Origin of the sequence: Bradyrhizobium sp. 35 (genome assembly GCF_023073215.1) — a bacterium.
Taxonomy (GTDB): Bacteria; Pseudomonadota; Alphaproteobacteria; order Rhizobiales; family Xanthobacteraceae; genus Bradyrhizobium; species Bradyrhizobium canariense_D.
The window spans coordinates 56,110-71,517 of record NZ_JADPJC010000085.1; the positions used below are offsets into that span (position 1 = coordinate 56,110).

The window sequence follows — 15,408 nt, forward strand, 5'->3', positions numbered from 1 at the left end:
ATCAATCGAGCCGGCAAGGTGCGCCGTTTTGGCCACGGCAGCAAGACGGTCGATGGGATGATGCGCCGGCACGCCGGGATGAACCGGCGCACCCCCGCCGGCGTCAAATGATCGAGGCCGCATCGCGGCATTTTTCTTGAGGAATTTTTTCCGTGACCGCATTTTGCCGTCCCGCACAATGGCTGGTGGTTGCCCTCATCCTGGCCGCAACTCCGGCGCTCGCCGCTTCCGGCCCGCCGTCTGGCTTCGCTCTCACTGACGATGCCGATCTAGCCTTCACCTCGCCCGACAAAGCCACCAAGATCGAGCAGTACATGAAGGACAGCGGAGATTTCGACGTCAAATGGCAGGCCTGGGCGAGGCGTGGCGACCAGATGACGGAGCTGAAGCCCGAGCAGGGCTACGGCGCCGGCTTCCGCTTCACCCCCGACTCGCAATGGCTGGTGCGGATGCAGAAGACCGGCTCCGGCGAGCAGGACCTCTATCTCTACCATGTCGACAAAGGCGCCTTCGTCAGCGTGACGAAGACCTCGTTCAGCGATCTGGCCTGGGCCTATTTCCACAGCCGGCCGGACACGGGGAAGATGAAGCTCGACTACCACATCTCGGCCAATCTCGTGAAAGGCACCGAAGAGGCCTATCGCGGGCTTGGCGTGCACTGGCCGGACAACCGTTACCTTGTGATCTCGGGCGAAATGGACAAGCACCCGAAGAACGTCGCCGTGAAGGGATTGGCCGACTGGCGCTGCCGCTATGATCTCAAGACCGGGACCTTCGACGTGCCGGCGATGTTCGCCAAGACCAATGCGGAAGCGTTGCGATGGGAAATCCGACGCTGAGGGAACCATGGCCCCGCACCTTCAGACAAGCGATGGAACCAACCCTCTGATTCCATTCCGATTCATGTTTTCCTAACCCTCACTGGTAACGTGGTCTTGTCGGTTTTGCCGCATCTTGCATCCCACGGGAGGGCTGCATGGGCACATCGATCCGATGGAGCGCGCGCATGCGCGCGTTGCTGCGCCGTTGGCGCGGCGCGCCGCTGACATGGCTGATCGCAGGGGGCTTCGTGCTGATGGCCGCAATGGCGATCGGCACCGCGCTCACCGTCGACCGCTTCCGGCAGAATGCGATCGAAAGCGGCCGCGACAGCGTGGAGAGCGCGGTCCGGTTGCTCGCGCGCCATTTCGACCGCGAGTTCGAGGACTTCGCGGTGCTGCAGAAGAGCATCATCGCCGAGCTCGAAAGCCATGGTATCGACTCCGCCGACGTCTTCCGCAGCGAGATGGGCACGCTCGCTGTGCACGAGGCGCTGCGCGCCAAAGCCAGCGGCTGGTCGGACGTCGCCGGCGCCAACGTGTTCGACGCCAAGGGCGTGCTGATCAACTCGTCGCGGCGCTGGCCGGTCGCCGATGTTTCAGTTGCCGACCGCGGCTATTTCAATCGCCTCAAGAACGATCCGGCGTCGCAGGAAGAGATCGAGGTCGTGCCGGGACGGTTGGGCAGCGGACCGGCGATCGTGTTCGCGCGCCGCGTCTCCGGTCCCCACGGCGAATTCCTTGGGCTGGTCTCGCGCGCGATCACGCCCGACCAGCTCGAATCCTTCTTCGCCTCGAGCGGGCTCGGCGAGGATTCCTCGATCGCGATGCACCACCAGAACGGCCAGCTGCTGGCGCGCATTCCGCATGTGGAGGCGATGATCGGGCAGAATTTCCGCAACGGCACGCGCGAGCAGATGGCGGTGTTCGAGCGCACCTTCGTCACGACCCAGCTCGCAAGCCCGATCGACGGCAAGGATCGCATCGTCGCCGCACGCCTCCTGACCGGCGAGCCGCTGGTGGTGGTTGCGACCAAGTCGCTGGATGCGACGCTGGCAACATGGCACACGCAGACCAAATTCTTCGTGACCGTCGCCGTGCTGTCGATCGGCCTGCTCGTGCTGACGCTTTATTCCATCTTCCGCCAGATGACGCGCCGGCTCGCCGTGGAGAAGCAGCAGCTCGACACCGCGATGAACACGATGACGCAGGGCTTGCTGATGTTCGACCAGGACCAGCGGCTGATCGTCTGCAACCGCCGCTACATCGAGATGTACGGGCTGTCGGCCGAATTGGTGAAGCCCGGCGCGTATTTCCGCGACGTGATTCAGCATCGCCATGACACCGGCTCGTTCGACGGCGACGTCGATTCCTATTGCGACGGCATTCTGGGCAGCGTCGGCCAGACCCACAGCGCGATAGTCGAGACCTCCGATGGCCGCCTGATCGAGATCAAGAACCAGCCCGGCGCCGGCGGCGGCTGGCTCGCGACCCATGACGACGTCACCGAGCGCATCCGCGCCGACGAGCGCATCGCGCATATGGCGCATTACGACGCCCTCACCGACCTGCCCAACCGCGTGCTGATGCGCGGCCATCTGGAGCGGCGCGTCGCCGAGCTTGCCCAGGGCAAGCCGTTCGCGATCCTCTATATCGACGTCGACGAGTTCAAGGGCGTCAACGATTCGCTGGGCCACGAGGTCGGCGACGAGCTGCTGCGCCAGGTCGCGAACCGCCTGCGCGCCTGCGTCAGCGGCAGCGACATGGTCGCACGGCTGGGCGGCGACGAATTCGCCATCGTCAAGGCCGGCAGCCGCGACGAGGCCGAACTGACCGCCCTCGCCGAGCAGATCCTGAAGGCGCTGCGCGCCCCCGTGGACTGCAACGGCCAGGAAATCCCGACCGATGCCAGCATCGGCATCGCGATCGCCCCCGACCACGGCGACAATCTCGACGATCTGCTCAAGCGCGCCGATCTCGCGATGTATGCGGCGAAATCCGAGGGCCGCCGCACGTTCCGTATCTTCGCGCCCGAACACGACGCCAAGGCGCGGCTGCGCCGCCAGCTCGAGTTCGATCTGCGGCAGGCGCTGGCCCGCGGCGAGTTCGAGGTGCACTACCAGCCGCTGGTCGATCTCGCGGCCAATGTCGTCACCGGCTGCGAAGCGCTGCTGCGCTGGCACCATCCGGAACGCGGCATGGTCTCGCCCGCCGACTTCATCCCGGTTGCGGAAGAGACCGGATTGATCGGCGAGATCGGCGAATGGGTGCTGAGGCAGGCCTGCCTCGAGGCGGCCTCCTGGCCCGGCGACATCCACATCGCGGTCAACGTCTCACCGGTGCAGTTCCGCTCGCGGACGCTGGCGCTGAAGGTCGCAGCCGCACTCGCCGAGTCGGGTCTCGCGCCCGGACGGCTCGAGCTCGAGATCACCGAGACGGTCCTGATCCGCGACGACCAGGAGGCGCTGACGATCCTGCAGCAGCTGCGCGAGCTCGGCGTGCGCATCGCGCTCGACGATTTCGGCACTGGTTATTCGTCGCTGAGCTATTTGCATCGTTTCCCGTTCGACAAGATCAAGATCGACCGCAGCTTCATCAGCGACATCGGTCAGTCGGAAGATTCCTCGCCGATCGTGCAGGCGGTGGTGCACATGGCCGCCGCCCGTCACATGGCGACGACCGCGGAAGGCGTCGAGACCGAAGCGCAGCGCGCGGTGCTGCTCCAGCTCGGATGCAGCCAGATGCAGGGCTGGCTGTTCAGCCCGGCCGTGCCGGCCGCGAAACTGAAGCAGCTGTTGTCGGCGCAGGCGGCCGCGGCCTAGCGGCGCACTGCCGCACGCTTTGTCATCAACATCTCTGTCCACTCCCGCCCGCCGTGCGTTCGCGAAAGCGCCGGCCGGCTTGGAGCAGGATCGGACAAAACATGGCGGGTTCAGGAAATACGCCCGGCAGCCACGGCGCCTAGAACACGCGCCGTTCCGTACAAATACGGACGACTGATCGAAAGCCCGAGCTGATCAGCAGGAGCCACATCATGACCGGGAACACTGCACTCATGCGCAATCCCTCGCACAAGGGCTTGCCGCCCGCACCCGACGTACAGCCTGACGATCGCTCGACGTCCGAGCGGCGCGCCGCCGACGCGGAGATGGCGCGCGTGCTCAGAACCGAGCCGTTTCGCATGGCCTTGGACTCCTCCGGCGCGGGGATCGCGCATTGGAAACATGATGCGCTGCACGACGTCGTCGAGCCCATGCGCCACCACGTGATCATGGCGCATAAAGGCGTGATGCAGCGCATGGAGCGGCGCTCGGGAAAATCGATCGCGATCGGCACGTTTCGTCCGGGGGTCGTGAACATCGTTCCGGAAGGGTCGAGCTCCCGATGGGACATTCCGAAGCCCGTCGACGTCGTGCAGCTTTACCTTCCCGACGCAACGCTGCAGCGCGTCGCTGGCGAGGCCGGGACCGCCGGGACCGCCGAATTGATTGAGCGAACGGCGCATCCCGACACCATCACGTCCCGACTGCTCCTGAGCGCCGCGGATTCGCTGGGGGGCCATGGCGTCCTTGATGCGCTGTTCCGGCATCAGCTCACGGATCTTCTGGCCACGCGCCTTTTGGCTGCGCATGCAGGCTCGCCAACCACGTTCCAGCCGACCATGGGCGGGCTGGCGCCGAAGGTCCTGCTCCGTGCGATCGAACGATTGCGCTGCGATAGCGAAGCGGATGTCTCGCTCGATGCGCTGGCGTCCGATGCCGGACTGTCGCGCTTCCATTTCTGCCGGTCCTTCAAGGAGAGCACCGGGCTATCGCCGCATGCCTGGCTGCGTCAGCACCGGCTCGAGCAGGCCATGAACATCTTGCGGGAGAGCGACGAATCGATCGTCTCGGTCGCCGCGGCGCTTGGTTACTCCTCGCAAACGGCCTTCGCCGCAGCATTCAAGAAGCTGACGGGCGAGACGCCGAGCGATTGGCGCAGGCGTATGCGTTAGCAGCAATCTCTCGACAGCGACGGCAATCGCGCTGGGGCAACGGCAAATCGGGTCAGCTACATCATCTCCATGTCCAGACCAATCGAGGGAGACCAAAGATGACCTGGAAAAACTTCGTCAGCCGACGGCTGATTGCCTCACGCCGCCGAAGCCTCGCGACCGCAACCCTGTACGGACTCTCGCTGGCCGTTCGCTTCACGTCGGCGACGGGCGAGGAAGTGGAAATTCCGGCTTACACCATGCACCCGGCACAACCGCCCGTTTCCATCATGATCCGAAATGGCGCCGGCCTTCCCTATCAGGACTGGAGTCGAAGTGAGCTTCAGCCCGTCGTCTTAGGTTACGGCCGGCCGCCGAATCTGCAGGCACGCTGCATCGCGCCCTGAGGCCAGCGATCCAACCCACCCCACGCGCCGACGCCGGACGCTGTTCTCAACGCAGCAGCGCGGTCGCGCGCGGTCTTTCGAACAGCAACCAAGGAGAAAACCCATGCGACTCGTCATCATCGGGGCCGGCTTCGCCGGCATGTACGCCGCGCTTTCCGCAGCCCGGCTGCGCGACATCCGGGGCGCCTCGCCGCAAGATCTGCAGATCGCGCTCGTTTCACCGGAGCCGACGCTGGTGGTCCGTCCGCGGCTCTACGAGTCGAAGCCGGAAACCGTGACGGCCCCGCTGGTCGACGTCCTCGAGGCGATCGACGTCGACTACATCCAGGGCAGCGCCGAGACGATCAACACCGAGGCCAGAACGGTGCAGATCACGCCCGCGAAGGGCCCGCGAAAGACGCTGTCCTACGACCGCCTCGTCGTGACCACCGGCAGCCGGCTATTCCGTCCGAACATTCCGGGCCTCGCCGAGCACGGCTTCAGCGTCGATTCGCTCGACGATGCCGTAGCGCTCGACAAGCATCTGCATGGCCTCGCGGAGCGGCCCGCCGCGAACGGACGCGACACGGTCGTCGTCGCTGGCGGCGGCTTCACCGGGATCGAGGCGGCCACCGAAATGCCGACGCGGCTGCGCGAAATCCTGGGCCCCGATGCCAAGACTCGCGTCGTCATCGTCGATCGCAACACTGCGATCGCACCCGACATGGGTGCAGGCGCCCGCCCCGTCATCGAGGAAGCCTTGCGCAAGGTTGGCGTAGAGACACGGCTCGGCGCCGGCGTCGCCGCGCTTGACGACACCGGCGTCACCTTGTCCAGCGGTGAGCACATTGAAACCGAGACGGTGATTTGGGCGGCGGGCATTCGTGCAGCGCCGCTGACCGCGCAGATTCCCGCCGAGCGCGACAATTTCGGACGGTTGCTGGTCGATCGCTGCTTGCAGGTGCCAAGCGTGCAGGGTGTCTTCGCGGCCGGCGACGCGGCACGCGCCGCCTGCGACGACGAGGGCAATTACGCACTGATGTCGTGCCAGCACGCCACGCGGATGGGCGCCTTTGCCGGCAACAATGCCGCGGCCGAATTGCTCGGCGTTCCGACCAGGCCCTACCACCAGAAGGCCTACGTCACCTGCCTCGACCTCGGCGAAGCCGGCGCGCTGTTCACACGCGGCTGGGAGCGCAAGGTCGAGCTGGTCGGCGATGTCGCCAAGAAGACCAAGCGTGAGATCAACACCGTCTGGATCTATCCGCCGAAGGCGGAGCGCGCCCTGGCGCTCGCGTCGGCCGATCCGGAACGCGTGACCGAAGTCTAGACGCCTCACGTGATGATGGCCGCGCTCCCGCGGGGCGCGCGGCCCGCCACAGCACCGACCATTCAGGAACCCACAGCATGAACCAGCAGATCCGCAACGTCGCCTTCGCGATGCCGCTGACGAATCCGGCTTTCCCGCCCGGCCCGTATCGCTTCATCAACCGCGAATATTTCATCATCCAGTACCGGACCGACCCGGAGGCGTTGCGCCGGATCGTGCCGGAGCCGCTGGAGCTGACCGAGCCTGTGGTGAATTACGAATTCATTCGCATGCCTGATTCCACCGGCTTCGGAGACTACACGGAAAGCGGCCAGATCATCCCGGTGTCGTTCCGCGGCCAGACCGGCAGCTTCGTCCACCAGATGTTCCTCAACGATCATCCGCCGATCGCCGGCGGCCGCGAGCTGTGGGGCTTTCCCAAGAAGCTGGCCCAGCCGAAGCTGGCCGTCGAGACCGATACCCTGGTCGGCACGCTCGACTACGGCTCGGTGCGCATCGCCACCGGCACCATGGGCTACAAGCATCGCGCCCTCGATCTTTCCACCGAAGCACGAAAGCTCATCGCTCCCAATTTTCTGTTGAAGATCATTCCGCATGTCGACGGCACCGCGCGCATTTGCGAACTGGTGCGCTTCCATCTCGAGGACGTGACGGTGAAGGGCGCATGGACGGGGCCCGCCGCGCTCGATCTCTTCTCCCACGCGCTCGCACCGGTCGCCGAGCTGCCGGTTCTTCAGGTGCTCTCGGCCAAGCATATCGTTGCCGATCTGACGCTCGGATTAGGCACCGTGGTGCACGACTATCTGGAGCGGTCCGCGGCGGCGCGATCGCGTGGAGCCGGATCTGAAATCCTGACCGAAACACACGCGGGCTGACCGAACAGGTCGCATTGCAAGGAGTAGTCACCATGTTCAACGTGACACGCGAACAAATCGATTCGGCACGACCGATCAATCCGCTGCCCTACGATGTCGTTGCGCTGGTGCTGCAGGGCGGCGGCGCGCTCGGGGCCTACCAGGCCGGCGTCTACGAAGGCTTGCACGAGGCCGGGATCCGGCCGAACTGGCTGGCCGGCATCTCGATCGGCGCGCTCAACGCCGCGATCATCGCGGGCTCCCCGGAAGACGAGCGCGTGGCACGGCTGCGCGAGTTCTGGGAGACGATCTGCGCAACCCCGGTGGAATGGCCTGCCGGCGAGGGACTGGCCGGTGCGCTACCGTTCGCGTTCGACTTCAACTCCCTGCACAACACGCTTGCCGCAATGCGCGCGCTGTTCCAAGGCCAGCCCGGCTTCTTCAGGCCGCGCTTCCCCTCGCCCCTGTGGTCGCCCTTCTCGGGCGACGCGTCGACCAGCTTCTATGACACGGCGCCGTTGCAACGGACGCTGGAACAGCTCGTCGATTTCGACCGGCTGAACTCGGGCGAAGTGCGTGTCAGCGTCGGCGCGGTCAACGTCCGCACCGGCAATCTCACCTATTTCGACACAGCCGAGCGGCGGCTCGGTCCGAAACACTTCATGGCTTCGGGCGCGCTGCCGCCCGGATTTCCCGCCGTCGAAATCGACTCCGAGCACTACTGGGATGGTGGCGTGGTCTCCAACACGCCTCTCTCTCGCGTCCTGTCGGGCGATGCGAAAGACACGCTGACGTTCCAGATCGATCTCTGGTCGGCGCGGGGCCGCGTGCCGCACGACATGATGGAGGTGTCGAGCCGGCAGAAGGACATTCAGTATTCCAGTCGTACCCGCGCCGTCACCGACCAGGCGCTACGGATGCAGGAGATGCGGCAGGCGCTGCAGCGGACGATCGACAGATTGCCGGACGCCGCAAGAAACGATCCCGAAATGCGCGCCATCGCCGAGCTCGCCCGTCACCGCTCCCACAACATCATCCACCTGATCTACCAGTCCAAGCTCCACGAAGGTCACTCCAAGGATTACGAGTTCGGACCGAAAGCGATGCGCGCGCACTGGCAAAGTGGACGGGACGACATCCGCCGCACGTTGGCCGACGGACGGCGCCTCGAGCCGCCGCCTTCCGAACTCGGCATCGTCACCTACGACATTCACCGCCGCGATTGACCTCGCCGGCAACCATCATCGAAAGGAGTTTTTCATGTTGAAAGGCAAAGTAGCGATCGTCACCGGATCGACCAGCGGCATTGGCCTCGGGATCGCAAGAGAGCTGACCAGGCTCGGCGCCGATATCGTCCTGAACGGTTTTGGAGATCCGGGAGAGATCGAGAAGATCCGCAGCGGCATCGAACACGAGGACGGCGTCCGCGTCGCGTATGACGGCGCCGACATGTCGGATGGCAATGCCGTGCGCGGAATGATCGCGGCAGCCATCGAGAACTTCGGACGGCTCGACATCCTCGTCAACAATGCCGGCATCCAGTTCACCGCACCGGTCGAGGAGTTTCCGCCCGCCAAGTGGAAGGCCATTCTCGACATCAACCTGTCGGCCGCATTTCACGGCATCGCTTCGGCCGTGCCCCAGATGAAAAAGCAGCGATGGGGTCGCATCGTCAACATCGCTTCCACGCATGGTCTCGTCGCATCCACCCACAAGGCAGCCTATGTCGCGGCCAAGCATGGCCTCGTCGGCCTCACCAAGGTGGTAGGCCTCGAAACCGCCGGCAGCGGCGTCACTTGCAACGCGGTCTGTCCCGGCTGGGTGCGCACGCCGCTCGTGGAGAAACAGATTAGCGACATCGCGGCGGAGAAAGGCATCAGCCAGAAGCAAGCGGCCGAAGAGCTTCTCTCCGAAAAACAGCCATCGCTGGACTTCGCCTCCCCTAAGCAGATCGGTGGCACCGTCGCCTTCTTGTGCTCGGCCGCGGCCGACCAGATCACGGGGACGACGATCTCCGTCGATGGCGGCTGGACCGCGCAATGAGCGCGTGACGAGCCTCTAACTCACCAAGCGATGACGGCCGCGCTCTCGCTGGCGGCGCGGCCTGCTCAACCAGGACCGGCCAGAGTCAACACCAACCAAGTGCCTCAACCTTGAAACAGGAGACCAACATGAATCTGCACAACACCTCATATCCCGTGTCATCGGGACCTGAAGAGCTCGTTCCGTCGCGCTACGCACTGAAGATCGGCGAGATCGACGTGCTGGTGGTCAGCGACGGCGTGCTGCCGCTGCCGACCAAGATGCTCGCGCACAACGCCGACCCGGCGGTGCGGGCGACCTGGCTGCACGACATGTTCCTGCCGCAGGACGCTTTCGACTGGGCGCTGAACGCCGTCATGGTTCGCAGCGGCGGCAAGACCATCCTCATCGACGCCGGACTGGGTTCGGATCCGAACCTGAACTTGCCGCGCGCCGGGCAGTTGATCAGGCGACTGGCGGCCGCCGGCATCGATCTTTCGGCGGTGACCGATCTGGTGCTGACTCATCTGCACATGGACCACATTGGCGGCCTGCTGGTCGAGGGGGTGAAGCAGCAGCTGCGCAAGGACCTGCGGATCCACGTCGCGGCCGCCGAGGTCAAGTTCTGGGAAAAGCCGGATTTCTCCCGCACTGCCATGCCGGAAGGCTTTCCGGACGCGCTTCGATCGACCGCCAAGCATTTCCTGAAGGAGTACGGCAGTCAGCTGAGGCTGTTCGATGACGAGCACGAGATTGCACCTGGCGTCATCGCCCGTCGCACCGGCGGTCACACCCCCGGACATAGCGTGGTTCGCATGGCGTCCGGCGATGATGCGCTGACATTCGCCGGCGACGCCGTGTTTGCCGTCGGGTTCGAGCAACCCGACTGGTTTAACGGGTTCGAACACGACCCCGAGGAGGCCGCGCGCGTTCGCATCCGTCTGTTGCGACAGCTTGCCGAGACCGGGGAAATGCTGGTGGCCACGCACCTGCCGTTCCCGTCCGTGGGCCGGGTGGCAGCCGACGGCGACGCCTTCCGTTGGGTGCCGGTGTTCTGGGACTACTGACCGCTTGCCGGGTTGGAGCTGAAGCAGGGCGCGGACTCGACAAGTCCGCGCCCTTGAAAATAGGATCAAACATCGACCCTCGCGGTTATCGCCCCGCTGAGACGGCTGGAACCGGTCGGCGGCGCCAGCCAGCATTGCGTCGCGTGCAGCGCAGGCGGCTCCTCGTCTGCGTTCGTGCGCGCGCGAGATCGAGCGAGGCGACATGGCGATCGCGGCATTCAGGATGATCACTCTCGTGGCGGTTGCCGCCATGATCGGCCCATCCGTGCAGGCCCGCGACGACGGTCGCTACGCGAACTCGCCCCTCAAGGGCTGGTTCGAGAGCCTGCGCAGCAAGGGCGGCGGTCCCTGCTGTGCCGATGCCGATGGCACGGCGCTGGACGATGTCGACTGGGACACCAGCAACGGACATTATCGCGTGAGACTCCTGGGCGACTGGATCGAGGTGCCCGACGACGCCGTGATCACCGAGCCAAACCGCGTCGGCCGCACCATGGTCTGGCCGTATTACGTCAACGGCCGCGCCATGATCCGCTGCTTCATGCCCGGCAGCATGATTTGAGGTCTCAACCTTCGTCCCGTCTCGGCGCAGCATGCGATGATGCGCCGTCAAACCGGCCGGCGCGGGCTCACTTGACCTGCTTGGCCGCGTGGATCTCGACGAACTCGGAGTCGGGATGGGCGACGATGGTGGCGAACATGATGCCGCTGATGATGAGCGACCAGGCGGTGTCCCAATAAATCCAAAACACGTGCCAGCCTCCGTTTCGATCTGCTCCGCCGCGGGATCAGGGTAACGGCAAGACGAGGCTGCCGTTCCCGGTGCGAGTGCAGCGCGGGCGAGATGCTATTTTGGTTTGGTCGGCGCGGAGTTGGGATCGGTTTGGCCGGTGTGGCGCTTTGCCACGACGTCCTCATCGCGCTCGCCCTGACGCGGGCGCGGCGGCGACTTGGGCTGGCCGGCCTGACCGCCATGCTTGCCGCCCATGTCGGGCTTACCTTCGAGATCGTTTTCACGGGGCATGCCGGTTCAATGCGCTCGCGCGGCATTGGTTCGGTTCGCCTGTGAACGAGTTCATAGGATCGCCGCGATTTGCAGTGCACGATCGCCAGGCCCGCTCCCCGGGAGCATTCTCTTCATATGACTGACGGATTCGGCCTGATGCGGAAACGACTCGTCGCCTGGACGATCCTGACCTGCGCGCTGCTCGCGGTCACCGTGTGGACCGTGCTCGGGCCGCCCCACACCCGGCCCGGGCTCCATCTGCCCTCGCGCACAGCGGCCATACGGTAGACCTCCACCGATACCATTTCGGCATCGATCGATCCCCATTGGAGTTTGGCGCGGCGGGGCGGCTGCCGCTATCCTCGCCGGCAAAACGACAAATGCCGCACCGGCATCCAGGAGGACCCCATGTTGAGATCGACCCGACGCATCAGATCCGGCGTACCCCGCGCCGCGATCGCCACCACGCTTGCTTTCCTCACTCTCATTTCTGGAGTCCGCGCCGGCATGGCCGAGACGTTCGCCTATGTCGGCAATGCCGACAGTAACGACATCAGCGTGTTCAAGATGGCCGAGAGCGGCGAGATGACGCCCGTGCAGACGGCCGGCTTCACCGGCGTCGAAAAGCCCGGCTCCTCGACGCCGCTCGCGATCACGCCCGACCATCGCGTGCTGATCGCCGGTGTCCGCTCGCAGCCGTTTCTCGCGGTGAGCTTTGCGATCGATCCGAAGACCGGCCAGCTCAGCCATATCGGCAACGGCCCGCTCGCCGACAGCATGGCCTACATCGCCATCGACCGCGGCGGCAAATTCCTGTTCAGCGCCTCCTATGGCGGCAACAAGGTCGCGCTGAATCCGCTGCTCGCCAACGGCGTCGCAGGCGAACCGAAGCAGGTGATCCCGACCGGGCTGAACGCGCACGCCTTCCTGCCCTCGCCCGACAACCGCTTCGCGTTCGCGACCAATCTCGGCTCCGACCAGATCCTGGCCTTCACGTTCGATGCCACGACCGGCACGCTCACGCCGAGCGATCCGCCGGCCCACAAGGTGCCGGAGAAATCGGGACCCCGGCATTTCGTGTTCCACCCCAACGGCAAGTTCGTCTATCTCCTGCACGAGCTAAACGGCGACGTCGCGGCGTTCGCCTATGAGGCCAAGGGCGGCGCATGGGACGAGATCCAGCGCACCAGCGCGCTGCCCGAAGGATTTACCGGAAAGCCCTGGGCAGCCGACATCCAAATCACCCCCGACGGCCGTTTCCTCTACGCCTCCGAGCGCACCACCAGCACGCTCACCGCCTACAAGGTCGATGCAACCACCGGCAAGCTGACCACCATCGGCAGCGTGCCGACCGAGAAGCAGCCACGCGGCTTCCATATCGATCCCGGCGGGCGCTACCTTGCCGCCGTGGGCGAGCTCTCCGACAGCATGACGGTCTATGCCATCGACCAGAGCAGCGGGGTGCTGACCAAGTTGAAATCCTACGCCACCGGCAAGAAGCCGAACTGGGTGGAGTTTTTGAGCCTGCCGTGAGCGGGCGCTGGTACCTCCTCGTCGTCATGGCCGGGCTTGTCCCGGCCATCCACGCCTAGCTACGCGGCACAAAGAACGTGGATGCCCGGACAAGCCCGGGCATGACGCGTTTGTTGGGCGGCCGACGAACCTCTTTGCTTGTGCGGCGACTAATTCAACGGGCGGCATCGCGCCGCCCGTGCTGCTGCGGCATTCTGATCCGGCCGGCCCTGACGTGCCCTTGGCTCGCAGCGATCGCTTCTGCTAACGATGAGGCCGTCAAGGCCCCAACCGGAATGACCCATGCGATCATTGCCTGCGCGTTCTGTTTCCAGACATCTCGTTGCGCTCGCCGGACTGCTGTTGCTGTCGGCCCAGCCCGCTGCCGCCGCCGATGACGACGCGCCCAAGGGGCCGGCGGTCACGGTGCTGAAGGTCGCAAAATCCTGTTTCTCCGACATCGTCGAGGGCACCGGCACCATCATCGCGCGCGAGGCAAGCTCGGTGCGGCCGGAGCGGCCCGGCCTGAAGGTGACAGAGGTGCTGGCGGAAGCCGGCGACACCACCACCGCAGGCCAGGTGCTGGCGCGGCTGGCACTGCCCGAGGGCGGCACGCTTCAGGTCACCGCCCCCGTGGCAGGCGTGATCGCGACGTCGACCGCGCAGATCGGCAACCTCGCCTCCGCCAAGGGCGAGGCGCTGTTCACGATCGTGGCGCGCAGCGAGTACGATCTCGTCGCCCTCGTCGCGACCAGCGATATGCGCAAGCTCGCGGTCAACCAGGTGGCGACCGTGCGCATCGCCGGCGCCGGCGATATCGACGGCAAGGTGCGCCGCATCGGCCCGACGGTCGAGCCGAACATCCAGCAGGGCATGGTCTATATCGGCATCTCCTCGCAGAAGCGGCTGTTGCTGAATGCGAGCGGGCGCGCACTGATCAAGTCGGGCCAGAGCTGCAACGTCGCGGTGCCGCTGACCTCGGTGCAGTATTCCTCCGCCGGCACCGTCGTGCAGGTGATCCGCCGCAACCGCGTCGAGACCAAGCGCGTCGAGGTCGGACTGATGTCGGGCGGCAATATCGAGATTCGCGACGGCCTCAACGAGGGCGATATCGTCGTCGCCCGCGCCGGCGCGCTGCTGCGCGAAGGAGATCCGGTGCGCACGGTGATGGCCACGGAAGCGGCGAAGTAGGATTGCTCGTGTCCCGGACGCGCTGCAGCGTGTGACGCTGCCGCGCAGAGCCGGACCCATCTCTCGTCCAAGCGATAAGCTTAAAAACTAGGCCCCGGCTCTGCGTCGCATCATTGCATGATGCGCCGCGTCCGGGGCACGAGACTTCGCAGAACCTAAGAAAAACTAGCCGCCGGCTTCGCCGAAATGGACGTCCTCGAGCAGCGAGGAGGAGACGGTCGGGACCTGGTCGCCTTCGCTGGCGCGGGAGATGGCAAGGCGGGTCTTGTTGAAGACGCTCTCGGCGCTGCCCTGCGTATTGAGGTTGTTGAGGAACTCGCTGACCAGCACGCTGTGCTCGCCCTTGCCGTCGTCGACGACCTTGCCCGGCGAAGCCGAGGAGAGGATCAGCGCATTGTCCGTCGCGCTGATCGGCGCGAGGCCGTGGCTGTAGGAGCGGAAGCGGCGCTCATAGGGATTGCGGCGGGAGGCGTCGACCACGACGAGCTTGGCCTTGGCGCCCTGCTCCTTCATCATGTCGAGCACGCCCTCGATGGAGACGCCGTGACGGCGGACGTCGCTTTCCTTCCAGATCACGGCATCGACCGGCAGCATGTAGCTCTCGCGGCCGGCCTGCACGCCGTAGCCGCCGAAGAACAGCATGACGACGGTGTCGGGCTTGATCCGGGACTTCAGGCGATTGACGGCGCGGACCATGTCGTCCTTGGTCGCGTCTTCCACCATGTCGACGTCAAAACCGTTCTTGCGCAGCGACGAGGACAGCGCGCGGGCGTCGTTGATCGACTGCGTCAGCGGCGCGCTGGCGTCGGGGTAATGTCCATTGCCGATGACGAGGGCGAGACGCGAGGCTTGGCCGATCGAGCCGGTGACCTGGTCGGTCGAGACGGCCTTGGCGGCATCGAGCGCCCGCATGTTGAGGGCAGCATGGGCGCCGATCACGAGCGAGACCGTGCCGATGAGGGCTGCGGCCACCGCGATCGTGCGTCGGGAAATGTCGAGCTGCGTTACATTCATCTCGCGTCATTCCTGTCAGTGCCAAAGACCAGCCAAACACGCGCACACTGTTTGAGTAGCGCGATAGCGTCTTTGGGTTTGAGGGATTGGCCGGGGGTGTGCCCCCGAATTGCGCGCAATTTGCGGCGCCGCACCAAACAAAGCCTTAACCGGATATCGCCTCCCCCGCAATAGATCGCCGAAAATTTGAGCTAAGTCTCTGGAAACATGAGCTAATTTTTACTGCCCAATGTGT

Annotated in this window: 16 protein-coding genes; 13 read left to right on the forward strand and 3 right to left on the reverse strand. The window is 65.2% G+C overall.

The genetic code is table 11. The features are described 5' to 3' along the window. The first annotated feature begins 152 nt into the window (after positions 1 to 152). The 10 genes from IVB36_RS19095 (at position 153) to IVB36_RS19140 (ending at position 11,012) form a co-directional block, all read left to right on the forward strand. Positions 153 to 839, forward strand: a complete 687-nt coding sequence (locus IVB36_RS19095) for a hypothetical protein (protein WP_026233205.1) — start codon at positions 153 to 155, stop codon at positions 837 to 839. A 137-nt stretch (positions 840 to 976) separates the two neighbouring features. Then, positions 977 to 3,640, forward strand: a complete 2,664-nt coding sequence (locus IVB36_RS19100; protein WP_085384019.1) for an EAL domain-containing protein — start codon at positions 977 to 979, stop codon at positions 3,638 to 3,640. Between the two features lie 212 nt (positions 3,641 to 3,852). Beyond that, complete coding sequence (locus tag IVB36_RS19105; RefSeq protein ID WP_162496292.1) at positions 3,853 to 4,812, forward strand: AraC family transcriptional regulator; 960 nt, start codon at positions 3,853 to 3,855, stop codon at positions 4,810 to 4,812. 98 nt (positions 4,813 to 4,910) lie between these two features. Then, the gene (locus IVB36_RS19110) at positions 4,911 to 5,198 is read left to right on the forward strand and encodes a hypothetical protein (RefSeq protein WP_018456605.1); all 288 of its coding nucleotides are present in this window, start codon (positions 4,911 to 4,913) and stop codon (positions 5,196 to 5,198) included. Positions 5,199 to 5,301: 103 nt separating this feature from the next. Beyond that, the gene (locus tag IVB36_RS19115) at positions 5,302 to 6,507 is read left to right on the forward strand and encodes an NAD(P)/FAD-dependent oxidoreductase (protein WP_018456606.1); all 1,206 of its coding nucleotides are present in this window, start codon (positions 5,302 to 5,304) and stop codon (positions 6,505 to 6,507) included. Positions 6,508 to 6,584: 77 nt separating this feature from the next. After that, a complete protein-coding gene (locus tag IVB36_RS19120; protein ID WP_018456607.1) occupies positions 6,585 to 7,382 on the forward strand; it encodes an acetoacetate decarboxylase in 798 nt (265 codons plus the stop codon). A gap of 32 nt (positions 7,383 to 7,414) precedes the next feature. Then, positions 7,415 to 8,587, forward strand: coding sequence for a patatin-like phospholipase family protein (locus IVB36_RS19125; protein WP_018456608.1), 1,173 nt, complete (start codon positions 7,415 to 7,417; stop codon positions 8,585 to 8,587). A 34-nt stretch (positions 8,588 to 8,621) separates the two neighbouring features. Then, positions 8,622 to 9,404 (forward strand): 3-hydroxybutyrate dehydrogenase, encoded by a 783-nt coding sequence (locus IVB36_RS19130; protein ID WP_018456609.1) that lies wholly within the window; start codon positions 8,622 to 8,624, stop codon positions 9,402 to 9,404. Positions 9,405 to 9,532: 128 nt separating this feature from the next. Then, entirely contained in the window at positions 9,533 to 10,450 is a 918-nt protein-coding gene (locus IVB36_RS19135; RefSeq protein WP_018456610.1) for an MBL fold metallo-hydrolase, read from the forward strand. A 202-nt stretch (positions 10,451 to 10,652) separates the two neighbouring features. Beyond that, positions 10,653 to 11,012 (forward strand): hypothetical protein, encoded by a 360-nt coding sequence (locus IVB36_RS19140; RefSeq protein ID WP_018456611.1) that lies wholly within the window; start codon positions 10,653 to 10,655, stop codon positions 11,010 to 11,012. Between the two features lie 67 nt (positions 11,013 to 11,079). Here the strand turns inward: IVB36_RS19140 and IVB36_RS40150 are convergent, their stop codons facing one another. Next, complete coding sequence (locus IVB36_RS40150; RefSeq protein ID WP_018456612.1) at positions 11,080 to 11,202, reverse strand: hypothetical protein; 123 nt, start codon at positions 11,200 to 11,202, stop codon at positions 11,080 to 11,082. Positions 11,203 to 11,297: 95 nt separating this feature from the next. Further along, positions 11,298 to 11,474, reverse strand: a complete 177-nt coding sequence (locus IVB36_RS19145) for a hypothetical protein (RefSeq protein WP_157642977.1) — start codon at positions 11,472 to 11,474, stop codon at positions 11,298 to 11,300. Between the two features lie 138 nt (positions 11,475 to 11,612). Here IVB36_RS19145 and IVB36_RS40155 point away from each other — a divergent pair, with 138 nt between their 5' ends. The 3 genes from IVB36_RS40155 (at position 11,613) to IVB36_RS19155 (ending at position 14,159) form a co-directional block, all read left to right on the forward strand. Beyond that, a complete protein-coding gene (locus IVB36_RS40155) occupies positions 11,613 to 11,744 on the forward strand; it encodes a hypothetical protein (protein WP_256465316.1) in 132 nt (43 codons plus the stop codon). 120 nt (positions 11,745 to 11,864) lie between these two features. After that, on the forward strand, positions 11,865 to 12,989 hold the full coding sequence (locus tag IVB36_RS19150; protein WP_026233209.1) for a beta-propeller fold lactonase family protein: 1,125 nt from the start codon (positions 11,865 to 11,867) through the stop codon (positions 12,987 to 12,989). Positions 12,990 to 13,271: 282 nt separating this feature from the next. Next, positions 13,272 to 14,159 (forward strand): HlyD family efflux transporter periplasmic adaptor subunit, encoded by an 888-nt coding sequence (locus IVB36_RS19155; RefSeq protein WP_026233210.1) that lies wholly within the window; start codon positions 13,272 to 13,274, stop codon positions 14,157 to 14,159. A gap of 165 nt (positions 14,160 to 14,324) precedes the next feature. Here IVB36_RS19155 and IVB36_RS19160 read toward each other — a convergent pair whose 3' ends face one another. Beyond that, the gene (locus IVB36_RS19160; protein WP_018456617.1) at positions 14,325 to 15,173 is read right to left on the reverse strand and encodes a caspase family protein; all 849 of its coding nucleotides are present in this window, start codon (positions 15,171 to 15,173) and stop codon (positions 14,325 to 14,327) included. Positions 15,174 to 15,408: the final 235 nt, after the last annotated feature.

Coding starts and splice junctions, on each gene's coding strand:
- IVB36_RS19100 (WP_085384019.1), top strand. CDS start 977: ATGGGCACATCGATCCGATGGAGCGCGCGCATGCGCGCGTTGCTGCGC.
- IVB36_RS19105 (WP_162496292.1), top strand. CDS start 3,853: ATGACCGGGAACACTGCACTCATGCGCAATCCCTCGCACAAGGGCTTG.
- IVB36_RS19110 (WP_018456605.1), top strand. CDS start 4,911: ATGACCTGGAAAAACTTCGTCAGCCGACGGCTGATTGCCTCACGCCGC.
- IVB36_RS19115 (WP_018456606.1), top strand. CDS start 5,302: ATGCGACTCGTCATCATCGGGGCCGGCTTCGCCGGCATGTACGCCGCG.
- IVB36_RS19120 (WP_018456607.1), top strand. CDS start 6,585: ATGAACCAGCAGATCCGCAACGTCGCCTTCGCGATGCCGCTGACGAAT.
- IVB36_RS19125 (WP_018456608.1), top strand. CDS start 7,415: ATGTTCAACGTGACACGCGAACAAATCGATTCGGCACGACCGATCAAT.
- IVB36_RS19130 (WP_018456609.1), top strand. CDS start 8,622: ATGTTGAAAGGCAAAGTAGCGATCGTCACCGGATCGACCAGCGGCATT.
- IVB36_RS19135 (WP_018456610.1), top strand. CDS start 9,533: ATGAATCTGCACAACACCTCATATCCCGTGTCATCGGGACCTGAAGAG.
- IVB36_RS19140 (WP_018456611.1), top strand. CDS start 10,653: ATGGCGATCGCGGCATTCAGGATGATCACTCTCGTGGCGGTTGCCGCC.
- IVB36_RS19145 (WP_157642977.1), bottom strand. CDS start 11,474: ATGCCCCGTGAAAACGATCTCGAAGGTAAGCCCGACATGGGCGGCAAG.
- IVB36_RS40155 (WP_256465316.1), top strand. CDS start 11,613: ATGCGGAAACGACTCGTCGCCTGGACGATCCTGACCTGCGCGCTGCTC.
- IVB36_RS19150 (WP_026233209.1), top strand. CDS start 11,865: ATGTTGAGATCGACCCGACGCATCAGATCCGGCGTACCCCGCGCCGCG.
- IVB36_RS19155 (WP_026233210.1), top strand. CDS start 13,272: ATGCGATCATTGCCTGCGCGTTCTGTTTCCAGACATCTCGTTGCGCTC.
- IVB36_RS19160 (WP_018456617.1), bottom strand. CDS start 15,173: ATGAATGTAACGCAGCTCGACATTTCCCGACGCACGATCGCGGTGGCC.